This window comes from Brevibacillus invocatus, assembly GCF_003710915.1.
Taxonomy (GTDB): domain Bacteria; phylum Bacillota; class Bacilli; order Brevibacillales; family Brevibacillaceae; genus Brevibacillus; species Brevibacillus invocatus.
The window spans coordinates 129,062-143,450 of record NZ_RHHR01000007.1; the positions used below are offsets into that span (position 1 = coordinate 129,062).

General features: G+C 49.8%; 14 protein-coding genes. All 14 read right to left on the minus strand.

Features of this window, described 5'->3' with window-relative positions:
• Positions 1-4 precede the first annotated feature (4 nt).
• Positions 5-343 (minus strand): putative DNA-binding protein, encoded by a 339-nt coding sequence (locus EDM52_RS03370; RefSeq protein ID WP_122907592.1) that lies wholly within the window; start codon positions 341-343, stop codon positions 5-7.
• Between the two features lie 144 nt (positions 344-487).
• Positions 488-1,495: a signal recognition particle-docking protein FtsY gene (gene ftsY / locus EDM52_RS03375; protein WP_221175536.1), complete on the minus strand. Its 1,008-nt coding sequence runs from the start codon at positions 1,493-1,495 to the stop codon at positions 488-490.
• 41 nt (positions 1,496-1,536) lie between these two features.
• Entirely contained in the window at positions 1,537-5,109 is a 3,573-nt protein-coding gene (smc, locus tag EDM52_RS03380; protein WP_122907594.1) for a chromosome segregation protein SMC, read from the minus strand.
• A gap of 325 nt (positions 5,110-5,434) precedes the next feature.
• On the minus strand, positions 5,435-6,121 hold the full coding sequence (gene rnc / locus EDM52_RS03385; RefSeq protein WP_245996499.1) for a ribonuclease III: 687 nt from the start codon (positions 6,119-6,121) through the stop codon (positions 5,435-5,437).
• Between the two features lie 54 nt (positions 6,122-6,175).
• Complete coding sequence (gene fabF, locus EDM52_RS03390) at positions 6,176-7,417, minus strand: beta-ketoacyl-ACP synthase II (RefSeq protein ID WP_122907596.1); 1,242 nt, start codon at positions 7,415-7,417, stop codon at positions 6,176-6,178.
• 151 nt (positions 7,418-7,568) lie between these two features.
• Positions 7,569-7,802 carry an acyl carrier protein gene (gene acpP, locus EDM52_RS03395; protein WP_122907597.1) on the minus strand — a complete coding sequence of 78 codons (234 nt, stop codon included), beginning with the start codon at positions 7,800-7,802 and terminating at the stop codon, positions 7,569-7,571.
• A 115-nt stretch (positions 7,803-7,917) separates the two neighbouring features.
• Positions 7,918-8,658, minus strand: a complete 741-nt coding sequence (gene fabG / locus EDM52_RS03400; RefSeq protein ID WP_122907598.1) for a 3-oxoacyl-[acyl-carrier-protein] reductase — start codon at positions 8,656-8,658, stop codon at positions 7,918-7,920.
• On the minus strand, positions 8,652-9,602 hold the full coding sequence (gene fabD, locus EDM52_RS03405; RefSeq protein ID WP_122907599.1) for an ACP S-malonyltransferase: 951 nt from the start codon (positions 9,600-9,602) through the stop codon (positions 8,652-8,654). Before fabD ends, fabG begins: the two co-directional genes overlap by 7 nt.
• On the minus strand, positions 9,603-10,622 hold the full coding sequence (locus tag EDM52_RS03410) for a beta-ketoacyl-ACP synthase III (protein WP_122907600.1): 1,020 nt from the start codon (positions 10,620-10,622) through the stop codon (positions 9,603-9,605).
• A 6-nt stretch (positions 10,623-10,628) separates the two neighbouring features.
• Entirely contained in the window at positions 10,629-11,633 is a 1,005-nt protein-coding gene (plsX, locus tag EDM52_RS03415; protein ID WP_122907601.1) for a phosphate acyltransferase PlsX, read from the minus strand.
• 24 nt (positions 11,634-11,657) lie between these two features.
• Positions 11,658-12,239, minus strand: a complete 582-nt coding sequence (fapR, locus tag EDM52_RS03420) for a transcription factor FapR (protein WP_122907602.1) — start codon at positions 12,237-12,239, stop codon at positions 11,658-11,660.
• Positions 12,240-12,617: 378 nt separating this feature from the next.
• Positions 12,618-13,301: a hypothetical protein gene (locus tag EDM52_RS03425; RefSeq protein WP_148038724.1), complete on the minus strand. Its 684-nt coding sequence runs from the start codon at positions 13,299-13,301 to the stop codon at positions 12,618-12,620.
• A 245-nt stretch (positions 13,302-13,546) separates the two neighbouring features.
• A complete protein-coding gene (gene rpmF / locus EDM52_RS03430; RefSeq protein WP_005834357.1) occupies positions 13,547-13,717 on the minus strand; it encodes a 50S ribosomal protein L32 in 171 nt (56 codons plus the stop codon).
• Between the two features lie 144 nt (positions 13,718-13,861).
• Complete coding sequence (locus tag EDM52_RS03435) at positions 13,862-14,380, minus strand: YceD family protein (protein WP_122907604.1); 519 nt, start codon at positions 14,378-14,380, stop codon at positions 13,862-13,864.
• Positions 14,381-14,389 lie beyond the last annotated feature (9 nt).

Consider the following 14,389-nt stretch of genomic DNA (forward strand, 5'->3'; position numbering starts at 1 on the left):
CCTCCTAATCCATCTCTGACAGTTGGTGGAGCAAAGTGTTCAGTTCTTCTCTTGTCGTACTGTTCGGCAACTCCTGGGCAAGCTCCTGCATTCGGTTCAGCACGATCATGCGCTGTTCATGCTTCCATGCGAGCTTCAGCTTCTCATCGTATTCGAAGAGCTGCTTCTCAGCCCGCTTGATATGATCATAAACGGCTTGCCGACTCACCTCGTGCATTTCAGCGATCTCGCCGAGCGACAAATCATCCAGATAATACAGCTCCAGATATTCGCGCTGCTTTCCTTTGAGTAAGGGAGCGTAAAAGTCAAACAAGAGATTGACTTGATTGGTTTTTTCCAGCATCGAACCAATCCTTTGCTATGAGGTACTCGACTCCAAAACTGTAAAGATTATTTCTTTACAGCACGTAGATTATAGTACCCAATTCCACACCTAGTGTCAAGCTTTTTTGTTGACATTCATTTTTACGTAGTCTGCATCTGCCGATTAGTCGTTTTCCTTCTGCTCATCCGCTTCCTGCTGAATTAGTCCAGCGAACAAGGCATGGACGAATTGCTCCGGATCAAATGGCTGCAGGTCATCCATTTTTTCACCCAATCCTACATACTTCACCGGGATGTTCAGCTCGTTGCGAATCGCGATGACAATTCCGCCTTTTGCTGTGCCATCCAGCTTCGTCAAGACGATTCCCGTAACCCCTGCGGATTGGCCGAACGTCTTCGCCTGTGACAGCGCATTCTGTCCTGTGGTGGCATCGAGCACCAGCAAAACTTCATGCGGGGCACCTGGCAGCTCGCGGGCGAGGACGCGGTGGACTTTTGCCAGCTCCTCCATCAGGTTCACTTTGTTTTGCAAGCGGCCTGCTGTATCGCAGAGCAGAACATCGACATTGCGGGACTTGGCAGCCTGAATCGCATCGTAAATCACGGCTGCAGGATCAGAGCCCTGCTGTTGCTTGATCACTTCCACGCCTACGCGATCTCCCCAGACCTCGAGCTGTTCGATGGCTGCTGCACGGAACGTATCCCCTGCCGCAAGCAGCACTTTTTTATCCTGCTGTTTGAACATATGCGCCATTTTTCCGATCGTGGTCGTCTTTCCTACGCCGTTTACCCCGACGAACAAAATGACGTTCAGTCTGCCTGCTTCCACATTTAAAGAGGTGTCGGCTACCTCGTCGTTCTTCAGCAGGGCAACCAGCCTTTCGGAGAGAATGGGCTGCAGGTCGATTGCGTTTTCGATTTTATGCTTGCGCACCTCTGTACGCAGGTCGTCAATCAACTCCATGACGGTATTGACACCCACATCGGAGGTAATCAGGATTTCTTCCAGTTCGTCAAAAAAGTCATCGTCAATCTTTTTATAGCGACGGACGAGATTCTCTACCTGTTCAACCAGTAAATCTCTGGTCTTGGAAAGTCCATCGGTAAATTTCTGGGTGACTTCTTCCGACTTTTGTACAATCGCGTCGCGAAGGCGTTTGAAAAAGCTCATCTTCATCTTCCTTTGAATGATAGTTTCGAGTGAAGCACGTCTTACGAAGCGGATTCGATGAACTTGCTGCTCTCTTCTAGTTTAACGGAAACCAGCTTGGAGACGCCACCCTCCTGCATCGTAATGCCGTACAGGACATCTGCACTCTCCATGGTTCCTTTGCGGTGGGTGACACAGATGAACTGTGTCTGATTGCTGAAATGGTGCATGTATTCGGCAAAGCGATTGACGTTGGCCTCGTCCAATGCCGCTTCCACTTCGTCCAATACGCAGAAAGGAACCGGCTTGACGCGCAATATCGCGAATAGCAGCGCCATCGCTGTCAGAGCACGTTCTCCACCGGACAAGAGAGCCAGGTTTTGCAGCTTTTTACCTGGTGGCTGGGCGACGATATCGATCCCTGTTTCCAAGAGATTTTCAGGGTTGGAGAGCAGAAGATCAGCCCGTCCTCCACCGAACAATTGAACAAAAACGTCTCGGAACTGCTCCTGAATGGCGTCAAAGGTCTCCTTAAATCTTCTGGACATCTCAGTATCCATTTCCAAAATAACTTGGTAAAGCATATCCTTGGCCTCGTTCAGATCGGCTTCCTGCGTACTTAGGAACTGTTGACGTTCATGCAAGCGCTCGTATTCCTCGATGGCGCCCAGATTCACCGTACCGAGTGCGGCGATTTGCTTTTTCAAGCGGTTGACGATTTGGATCTCATCTGCGATCTCACCACGCGGCGGGTATTTCTGTTTCGCCAGATCGTAGCTCATTTCGTATTCTTCGGAGAGTTTATTCAACAGGTGGTCTAGCTCAACCTCACTGCGATTTACTTTGACCTCTTCCTGATGCAGCTTCTCTTCTATGGTTTTCACTTCTTTGCGAATTTCCTTTACTTCTTGTTCCAGCTGTTCCTGACGATGGAACAGTGTCGCTCGCTCATTTCGACGCTCCTGAATCAAGCCAGCAACACGATCCTTGTCCTGACGCAGCTCGGCAATCGTCTCATCCAGCTTCGAGCCAGAAGATTCGTTGGTCTGCTCCAGATCATCCAAAGAGGCGAGTGTGGCGTTCTGTTCGTCCCATTCTTTTTGCAAGGACTCCTTTTGTTCCTGGAGGCGTTCTGTCTGCTCGAGACGAGACTGGTATTCCTGTTTGACCTGGGCGTCCAATACTTTCAGGCTGGTGATCTTTTGATTCATCTCTTCCTTGGATTCGAGCTGTTCCTGACGCTTGGCTTCCGCATTGGCAATCTGCTCTGTCAAAACCTTTTCTTCCTCTGTCAGCTTGACCAGCTTGGCCTCCGTCTCTTGCTGTTTCTGGTGCGCCTCTTCACGCTCACGCTGATACCCATCGATCTCCTGCTCAACAAGCTTGGCTCGCTCTCCAATCGATCTTCCCTCGGAATCTGTCTGCTGGAGATGACCCTTTACTTCCTGCTCCTTTAATCGCAGCGACTCGCCTTGCGTTCGAAGCTCTTCCTGCTCCTGCTCCTTTTGGCGCAGCGCCTGCGCCAGTTGCTCCATCAAGGTAGTATGCCCAGAAATTTCCTGATCAATCTGTTGCATCTGGGCTTCCAGCTCTTCTGCCTGACGGTTTCGGCCCAAGAGATTGGTCGTATTCTTTTTCAGTGCGCCACCTGTCATGGAACCGCCGGCGTTGACGATATCCCCTTCCAGGGTAACGACACGGTAGCGATAGCCAAGTGAGCGAGCGACCTGGTTGGCCTGTTCCAGCGTTTTCGTCACGATGACATTACCCAGCAGAGACTCAAATATCGGTCGGTAGGTCTCTTCGAAAGTGACCAATTCACTTGCAATACCGACTACGCCCGCTTCTTTTTCCAGACGACGCTTGTCCTCTGCCTGGACGCTTCGCGAACGAATGACATCGAGAGGCAAAAAGGTTGCACGTCCTGCATTGTGCTGCTTCAAATAAGCGATCGCAGCGCGTCCTGCCGCTTCATTTTCCACGACGACGTTTTGCAGAGCACCGCCAAGGGCCACTTCCAATGCGGTCTCCACCTGCTGCGGCACAACGACAAGCTCGGCCACCGCTCCATGAATCCCGGAAAATCCGCGCTCGCGTGCTTTCAGAATCTCCTTGACACCCTGCTGGAAGCCAGCAAACTCAGTCTGCATCTCTTTCAACAGGTCAAAACGCGACTTCGCGGATTCGCGCTTCTGCTCCAGCTGGCGAAGCTCCCTGCGAGCTTGTTCGGACCGTTCCTGTGCCTCTCGTACCTGCTCCATCAGTTCTTTGTATCTAGCGAGCGTATCCTGAATCGCCTGATCAATATCGCGCAGCTGCGCTTCCAGTGCACTTCGCTTTTCCTGTCGCTGTGCTTCTTCTAGCTCCAGCCGATCCTTCTCGGTGTGCTGGCGATCTATACGTGCCTGGCTGGTCTGCACGAGCTGCTGCTGGTGACGAATATCATTACGCAGGTTGGCCATCTCGTTTAGCTTTTCAAAATAATCGCCCTTGAGGCGTTCCACATCATCTGTCAGCGATTGAACCATCGCATAGAATTGGTCCTCTGCCTCTTTCAGTGCAGTCTGGGCATCGCTCATTTTACGTTTGGCTTCATCTGCACGCTGCTGCTCTTCGGCCAGCTCGGTCTCCAGTGTATGCTGTTTTTCCGTGATTCGATGCATGTGTTCCATCGTCTGCTGGCGGTTGGCACTCAGGTTGCGCATGCGCTCACGAAGCACCTCTCGCTGTCCCTCGACCTTCTCGGCTTCCTCACTGACAGTCAACAAAACTTGCTGAAGCTCTTCGATCGATTGATCTATCTGGGAAACGTGAAAACGAGCCTGCTCCAAATCTGCTTCCTGCTTGGACGCATCGGTGCTTTGGACGACCAGCAGCTCCTGCAGCTGTTGTACACGCGAAGACGCTTCTTCCCATTTTTGATGAGCAGCTTCAATCTGCTGCACATAGAGTGCTACTTCGTGCTCGACCAGATTGCGATGCAATTCCTTATAGGTCCGAGCTGTCTGTGCTTGCTCCTGCAACGGGCCGATCTGCTCCGAAATCTCACTGACGATATCGTGAATGCGAACGAGATTTTGCTCGGTATCCGCCAGCTTTTTCTCAGCCTCACGCTTGCGGGTCTTATATTTTACAATTCCTGCGGCTTCTTCAAAGATCCCTCTGCGGTCTTCGGATTTGGTGCTGAGAATTTCCTCGATCTTCCCTTGCCCAATGATCGAGTACGCTTCTTTTCCCAACCCGGTATCCATGAAAAGCTCCATGATATCCTTCAACCGACAGGAGCGATTGTTTATGTAGTATTCACTATCACCCGAACGGTAGACCCGACGTGTCACGGACACCTCCGAATACTCGACATCGAGTGAACGATCTGTATTGTCCAGCGTTAAGGTAACTTCAGCAAAATTAACCGGCTTACGGGTATCACTACCGGCAAAAATAATATCTTCCATCTTCGCCCCGCGCAGGGATTTGGCACTCTGCTCGCCAAGCACCCAGCGAATCGAATCAGACACGTTACTTTTCCCGCTCCCGTTTGGGCCGACGACAGCCGTCACCCCAGGAACGAATTCCAGCTCTGTCCGATCGGCAAAGGATTTGAACCCTGCCAGTTCCAGGCGTTTCAAATACATACTGACGGTCCTCCTTAAAATCTCGAAAAAGCTGGCCCTTCTTATTTGATGCTGTTTCAGAAGGGTTCATAGATTTCTGTTCCATCTTACTATACGAAATGTTTCACCGATCGTTTCTTTATCGGCAAAGAGTGGCTCCCCCAAAAGAAAGCCCCTGTATGAACAGGAGCTTCTGTCACGAAGAAAGCATTCTCTATCAGTTTATCATAGTGGGCGATATCACGCAGTAATTTCCCATTTCTTTGGTCAAAAATCAATACAAAAAAGCCGTACGTCCCCATCAAGGAATCGTACGACTTTTCGTTTTACTGCCTGCTTCGTTTTTCTATTTTGCGCCCAGCCTGATCAATGCTCGAGCTGCAGCTTGTTGTTCGGCTTCCTTTTTGGAACGACCTGTTCCAACTCCCAGCGCACGGCTATTCAGCAGGACTTCAGAGACAAATTCACGGTTATGTGCCGGTCCTTTTTCCTCTACGATCCGATATTGGATGTCTCCCAGATTATCTTGTTGTACAAATTCCTGCAATTGGCTCTTGAAGTCTGTAACCTGGGCAAACTCCCCTTTATCTACCCGAGGATAGACGTATTTTTCCATGAAGGCAAAAACAGCATCCAATCCTTGATCCAGGTACAGGGCCCCGACAAATGCTTCAAACACGTCTGCCAACAAGGCAGGTCGCTGTCTTCCTCCTGTCAGCTCTTCCCCTTTTCCCAGCAGAACGAGATCGCCAAACTGAAGCAGTTCGGCAAACTTGACCAGAGACGGTTCACAGACAATCGCTGCGCGAAGTTTCGTCATTTCCCCTTCGCTCATCTTGGGAAATGTTTTGTAAAGAAACTGGGAAACAGTCAATTCAAGCACGGCATCGCCTAAAAACTCCAGCCGCTCATTATCCTGTATCCGTTTGCCACGTTGCTCGTTCACGTAGGAAGAATGGGTGAATGCCTGCCGCAATACGCTTTCGTCATGAAAGCGAACGCCGATTTTTTCTTGCAGCCGTGCAAAATTCATCACCCTCACCACCAATTCAGGAGACTCCCACCTTTTTCGCTCAGTAGGACTCATTTATGCCTCGTATCGTTTTAAGATTATGGTTGCATTGTGTCCGCCAAATCCAAAGGTATTGGACAAGACGATATTGACATCCGCTTTACGTGCTTTGTTCGGCACGTAATCCAGATCACACTCCGGATCCGGGTTCTCCAGGTTGATCGTAGGCGGCAGAATCTGATCGCGCAAGGCGTATGCAGAAGCAATCGCTTCAATTCCGCCCGTAGCACCCAGCAAGTGGCCAGTCATCGACTTGGTCGAGCTGACTGCCAGCTTGTATGCATGCTCACCAAATACCGCTTTGATCGCCTGGGTCTCTGCGATATCTCCAAGATCCGTGGAGGTTCCGTGTGCATTAATATAATCTACTTCTTCTGGTGCTATCCCTGCATCTTTCAATGCATTTCTCATGCAGCGGGCAGCGCCATCGCCTTCAGGAGCTGGCGACGTGATGTGAAAAGCATCTGCGCTCATGCCATAGCCGATCACTTCCGCGAGAATGTTAGCACCACGTTTTTTCGCAAATTCAAGCTCTTCCAGAATGACAACGCCTGCACCTTCACCCATGACAAATCCGTCACGGCCTTGATCAAACGGGCGGCTTGCTTTTTCCGGTTCGTCGTTACGAGTAGACATCGCTTTGGCTGAGCAGAATCCTGCGAATGCCATCGGGCGGATTGTTGCTTCTGCCCCACCTGCGATCATTGCGTCCGCATGATCAAACTGAATCAGTCTCAGCGCGTCACCAATTGCATTGGTACCAGTCGCACAAGCGGTAATGGCACTGGAGGTTGGTCCTTTAGCCCCGAATTGAATCGAAACAGCGCCAGAAGCCATGTTTGCAATCAGCATCGGAATGAAAAACGGACTTACGCGGCGCGGTCCTTTTTCCAGGAGCACGCTATGCTGATCTTCCCAAGTGGACAATCCACCAATTCCCGATCCGATGTATACACCCACTCGTTCCGCATTTTCTGCCGTGATTTCCAGCTTGGAATCTTCCACAGCCATCTTGGCAGCGGCAAGTCCAAACTGAACGAATCGGTCTGTACGTCGGATCTCTTTTTTATCCATGTATTGCTCCGGATCAAAATCCGTCACTTCACCCGCTATTTTCGTTGGATAGTCCGTTACATCAAAGGATGTCACAGGCTTGATGCCGGACTTTCCTTCAAGCAGACTGTTCCAAAAGGTTTCCTTATCATTGCCCACCGGTGAGATGACGCCAACGCCGGTAATAACCACTCTACGTTTCATTACGATCACCTCTATAATAAAGTCAGTTCTAAGACTCTGTTTCGTATTTATAATCAACACATCTGCCTGTTCGGGCAAAATGCCAATTCCTCATAATAAGCGTCAATGAAGGAGAAGTCCCGCATAAAAACGGGACTTCCAACTGATGGATCTACTTGTGAGATTCTATGTATTTAACAACCTCACCAACAGTAGTAATCTTTTCAGCATCTTCGTCAGAAATCTCCAAATCGAACTCGTCTTCCAGTTCCATCACGAGTTCCACTACATCCAGGGAGTCAGCGCCCAGATCTTCTTTGAAAGAAGCTTCCAAAACGATTTTGGACTCATCTACACCCAGACGATCGACGATGATTTTCTTCACACGCTCCAATGTATCTGCCATTCACCTTCACCCCCTCTCCCGTATTATAGTGGATGAGCTTCTAAAAAACCAGTTCGGAGCGGGCAGGAAATTGACATGATGTCACTTCAATTTCCTGCAGCAGCTCGAAGGATGATTACATGTACATACCGCCGTCTACATGCAAGGTCTGACCCGTCATGTAGTTGGCTGAATCAGAAGCCAAGAACAGAACCACAGAAGCGATATCATCGGTTTGTCCCAATCGTCCAAGCGGAATCTGACCAACGAGATTCGCCTTTACATCCTCTGGCAGCACGGCTGTCATTTCAGTATCAATAAAACCAGGCGCTACAGCGTTCACCGTAATACCACGTGTTGCCAGCTCTCTTGCAGCGGTTTTGGTCAAACCGATTACACCAGCCTTTGCTGCCACGTAGTTTGCCTGCCCTGCATTGCCGAGCACACCGACAACCGAGGTGATGTTGATGATCTTGCCGGAACGCTGCTTCATCATCGGACGGGTAGCTGCCTTGACGCAGTTGAAAACACCCTTCAGATTGGTATCAATGACAGCATCCCATTCTTCTTCCTTCATGCGCATCAGCAAATTGTCGCGGGTGATCCCAGCATTGTTCACGAGAATATCGATATTCCCGAAATGCTCCAGCGCGGTTTTAAACATTTCATTCACGTCTTCGCTGTCGGACACATTAGCGCGTACCATAATCGCTTCACGTCCCAGCGCTTTCACCTGTTCTACGGTTTCACTCGCAGCCGCTTCACTGCCAGCGTAGTTGACCACGATGTTGGCACCCGCCTGTGCGAGCTTCAAAGCGATTGCGCGACCTATTCCACGTGATGCTCCTGTAACCAGTGTCGTTTTCCCTGTTAGCATAGATTCCCTCCGTTCAACAGCTCATTTAGTGATTCCATATCTTGAACCGAGATAATGGTTGTTTCAGCTGGCGCTATTTTTTTGATCAAACCAGACAGTACCTTGCCAGGACCAATCTCGATAAAAGTCGTAACGCCTTGCTCGACCATCCATTGCACGGAATCCTCCCAAAGCACGGGGGCGGATACTTGTTCAATGAGGCTATTGACGATGACTTGTGACTCAGCTACAGGACGAGCAGTCACGTTGGCTACGACTGGCACCTTTGCATCGTTGACCGATACGTTTGCCAGAACACCGTGCAGTTTGTCTGCTGCCGGGCTCATCAGACTGGAGTGGAAAGGTCCGCTGACATTGAGCGGCAGAACTCTTTTCGCTCCTGCCTCTTTTGCTTTTTCACCAGCTAGCTTGACACCTTCAGCAGACCCGGAGATCACGATTTGACCTGGACTGTTGAGGTTGGCCAATTGAACAGGATGACCGGAAGCCGTCACTTCCTCACAAACAGCGTGCAAAGCTGTACGATCGAGGTTGAGTACCGCTGCCATCGCACCTTCACCGGCAGGGACTGCTTCCTCCATGAATTGTCCACGTGCGCGAACGGTTTTTACTGCGTCCGCAAAAGAAATCGCTTCTGCTGCCACCAGTGCCGAATATTCTCCAAGACTGTGTCCTGCCACATAATCGGGAGTGAAGTCAGGACGTTTTTCCCGAAGCGCAGCCAGTACAGCAACGCTAGCCGTCAATATGGCAGGCTGGGTGTTCGCAGTCAGCTTCAGCTCTTCTTCCGGGCCTGCAAAGCAAAGCTGCGAGAGTGGAAAGCCAAGCGCGTCGTCGGCTTGCAAAAAGATCTGGCGAGCCGCTTCTGACTGTTCTGACAGAGCCTGCCCCATCCCCACAAACTGCGAGCCTTGACCTGGAAAAACAAAAGCTATTTTACCCATTTACTCGTCGCTCCCTTCTGCTGGTGTCGTGCACCATTTCAACAGGGTAGCTCCCCATGTCAAACCGCCACCAAATCCGACGAGGATGACGTTGTCTCCTTCTTTTACACGTCCTGCTTCGATGGCTTCGTCCAATGCAACTGGGATGGACGCGGAAGACATATTGCCGTAACGATCCAGGTTGATCACGACTTTTTCCTCAGACAATCCAAAACGTTGGACAGCAGAGTCGATAATCCGTTTATTGGCCTGATGTGGTACCAGCAGATCAATCTCATCGCGTGCTACACCGGCTTTGGATAGGACAGCTTCTGTCGCAGAATTCATCACTCGTACCGCAAACTTGAAGACTTCTCCACCCGCCATAGAAAGGTAATGCAAATTGTTTTCAATCGATTCAACGGATGCCGGAATTCTAGAACCACCGGCAGGCTGGCACAGAAGCGAACCGCCCGAGCCATCCGCTCCCAATTCGAACGATTGGAATCCGTATCCATCTTTTACTTGTCCAAGGACAGCTGCACCAGATCCGTCTCCAAACAAGACGCAGGTATTGCGGTCTTTGTAGTTGGTGATTTTGGAGAGGGTTTCTACCCCAACAACGAGCACATACTTGTACATGCCGTTTGCGATAAACTGGGTCGCGGTCGTAATTCCATACAGAAATCCGGTACATGCTGCTGACAGATCCATCGCTGCTGCCTTGGTTGCACCCAGCTTATCTTGAAGCAGGCACGCTGTAGAAGGAAAACTCATGTCAGGAGTGACGGTCGCCACAATAATCATGTCTAGTTGTTCCGCGCTGATATTCGCCTTTTTCAACGCTCGTTTTGCTGCTTCAAAAGCCAAATCCGAGGAGGCCTGCTCCTCCGAGCAAATACGTCGCTCGCGAATTCCCGTACGGGAGACGATCCATTCGTCTGTGGTGTCCACCATTTTTTCCAAATCAAAGTTAGACAGTACTCTCTCAGGTGTATAAGAGCCTGTTCCCAATATGCCAACAGAGCGTAATCCCTTCATCCGTCCTCACTCGCTTTCCTTCATACTCGTTAATAGAGCTTGTTGAATCACGGTATTCACGTCGTGATTCACAAATCGCGCCGCACTTAAAATCGCGTTTTTGATCGCTTTTTCTCCAGAAGAGCCGTGCGCCTTGATCACAGGGCTCCCCAGTCCCAATAGAGGAGCGCCGCCGTATTCCGCATAATCCATATTCTTCTTAAAACGAACAAGAGCAGGCTTCAAAATCGCTGCTCCTACCTTATTAATCAGGCTGGAAGTAAACTCCTGCTTGAGTACGGAAAAGATTGTGGAGGCTGCGCCTTCGATCGATTTGAGCAAGACATTGCCCACAAACCCATCGCAAACCAGCACATCACAAGCTCCTTCCATGACGTCCCTGGCTTCCACGTTGCCCACGAAGTTCAGATCTGCCTCTTTCAACAGCGGAAAAACCGTTTTCGTCAAGTCATTGCCTTTTGCCTCTTCCGTACCCACGTTTAGCAAACCGACAGTCGGTCGTTCAAAGCCCAGTACCTTTTCGGCATACAAGCTGCCCATCACGGCGTATTGCACCAAATGGGCCGGTTTGGCATCCATATTGGCGCCCACGTCCAAGGTGAGGGTCACTCTTCCCTTGCGATTGGGAATGTATGCCGCCAAGGCCGGGCGTTCGATGCCTTCCATTCTTTTGGCGTACAGAAGACCTGCTGTCATCAATGCGCCTGTGTTTCCCGCAGAGATGGCAGCATCGACTTTTTTATCACCCGACATGCTGACGGCTACAACCAATGACGAATCTTTTTTCCTGCGAACAGCACGTACCGGTTCATCGTCTGCTTCAATGATTTCAGTCGTGTGAACGATTTCTATGTTTGCCGGCATTTCGCCTGGCATATGACTGCGAATGGCTTGCTCATCGCCAACGAGGACGACCGTAATCGCCGAATTTTCCTTCGCTGCTGCAAGCGCTCCACATACTGTACTGCGCGGTGCTAGGTCTCCGCCCATCGCATCTAGTGCAATTCGCAACCGTGTCTCCTCCTTCTTCTGCCTCTACCCTGACGTTGTGACACCTGACATCCCTACTACGCGGAACGTGGCTGTAAACACCAGTTCCCCTTGTACCTTAGTCTCCACCCTGACTTTGCTTTCATCGCCTTCACGACTTCGCACAATTGCCTTGGCTACCAGCTTTTCACCTAAACGCGCCGGACGCACAAAACGAATTCTCGCTGTCGCTGTCAAAGCAACATCGGCATTGATCACCGCAACCGCCAATGAATTGGCTTGGGCAAATATGTAGTGTCCACGCGCGATCTGTGTACGCGAAAAGACATGCTCTTCCTTGATCTCCAGTACTGAGATTGCCTGGGCATCCAACTGCAGGTCGATGACTTCACCAATCACTTCATCGATCCCCAGAGATTTGACCGGGTCCAGATGCTGTTCAGCTACTGACTTGATGCGCTCTCTCAGCTCTGGAATCCCCAATTCCAAACGATCTAACCGTATTGTTTGAATACTGACGTGAAATAACTCTGCCAAATCCTCGTCCGTAGCAAAAGGATTTTCTTGTAAATACTGGACTAATCGCGTCTGTCGATCTTTCTTCGGCAAGCGGGCGATGCTCGACACCCCCCCATCTATACTTAAGCGCTCAGCTATGGTTACGAGCAGTTTTTAATACCTGGTACTAAGTCAGTATAAGGGAGAAGAAGTGGATTGACAAGAAATAAAACACGCAGGACCGAATTCGCTCACGTCAGAAATTGTTGATACGTTGGTTTTTTGCGGTGTTCGGAAAAAACAATAGCCGTCTATGGCAGTCTCGAACAAGACCTCCCATAAGACGGCCGTTTTACTAGCAGTGAATCAAGATTGTCCTTGGGAAATGACGAGCCCAGGTTCCCGGATGATCCCGCCATCTTTTGCAGGGTACAATGCACAGGGCTTAACAGAAGATAGTGGAGGAAGAGACAAGTGTATGGGGCAGTGTTGTGCGGGTGTCTCATGCTAAAGTGTATCAGCTGGCGGGGGGCCTTTTCTGATGCAAACCTTGACGATCTCTTTTTCTACCCATTTGAAGGCAAGCGACCGGTCCGCGTTGAAGTTCGCTTCTTCTGCAAATACGGTACAGAGGATATCCGCTCCCACGATATGGAAGGTGTCACCTTCATTGGCGTCTTCGCGATCAATCACACATTGGAACGGAACGTCATCTTCTCTTGTCTGATTGTTTCCTTTTGCGTCAACGTAACGGATCGTCTTGCGAACTACGCCGCAGATCACTACTTTTTCAGGGCATACCTTTTCAATTCCTGCCACTACCACCTTTTCCTCGGATGCTGTTCCTACTCTAGCAGGCGGCACAAGCTGCGTCTTCCTTTCGATCACAACCTGACAGCAGGATTGTATATTCACTACAGGACACACCTGTTGCGGTGGTGGCATCCTTTCACCAAAGATGGCCAATCCTGCAACGGAAAAGAAACCATTTGCTTTAAATTGGGTAAGAATATTTCCGGAAGCAATATCAAATTTATAAACATTGAACGTGGATAATCCGGCAGTCCAGAATGATGTTCCGTCTGAATCAAGATTCATGGCGAAGAAGAAGTTCTCGTCGGCGGGATTGGGGGTGTCGTAGATTTGAAGGGTATTGCCTGATGCATCTACTCCCACACTCTTTAAGCTCATCGCAGTTCGGACAACGGGAGGTTACGCCTGAGCCTCGACAAAACTTCTTTCAGATCAATTGGACAGGAATGGTGATTCCGTTCAGTATATGAACAAACCATTACGCTTGAATGGGGCAAATCTATGAAGACAGGTGCATAAATTACAGCAAAAAGTAGGGCTGACCGATGCATAGGTAGAATGTAAACCCTATTTTCACACAAAAAAAGCAAGGTGATTGCTCACCTCACTTTTTGCAGCGAATCTTACTTCGCTACTTTCACGCCTTTGTAGTGACCGCAGCTTGGGCAAACGCGATGCGCAAGCTTGTATTCGCTACAATTATCGCATTTGATCATGCCTGGAATCTCTAATTTGAAGTGCGTACGACGCATTCTTTTACGGGTTTTGGAAGTTCTCCGTTGAGGTACTGCCATCTTCCTTACACCTCCTTCAACTGACAAATGCTAAGATGCTCTATTGGGTGGATCGTATAGGCAAAACGCTTGCTTATACCATCCTTCAAAAATGAGAAAATCCATTCAAGTGAAAGGCATCCCATCTTGAAAACGAATATGGTCTTACTTGTTGTCCTTGAACAAGTCAGCCAACCCAGCCAAGCGCGGGTCGATCCGCTCGTTTGAACACGTACAAGGAGAGTCATTGCGATTCACACCGCAAGTTGGACAAAGACCTTTGCAGTCCTCCTCACAGAGCGGGAAGGTAGGCATCGCGAGCAAGAAGTCTTCCTGCAACAGCGTGTCCAGTTCAATCTGGTCACCCTCCAACGGATGGATATCGCTATCTTCATCATCTTCCAGTACCGGATCATCTGCTAAGGCAAACGTCTCGGAAAAAGGAATCGATGCATGCTGCGTAAAAGGATTCAAGCAGCGGGCACAGATAAAATCGATGTCCGCTTTCATATCACCTTTTACATAGTAGAGATTGCCCAGCTTTACAGCATCTCCTTCAACCTCTACAGGAGTCAAACTGCGAATCTCGTGATGTCGATTTTTCAAATCAACCGCATCAAGGGTCACCTGAAACGAAAGTGGCTCTCCCTTTCGATGATCCAACTCTGTCAACTTAATGTTCATAGCCCTTCA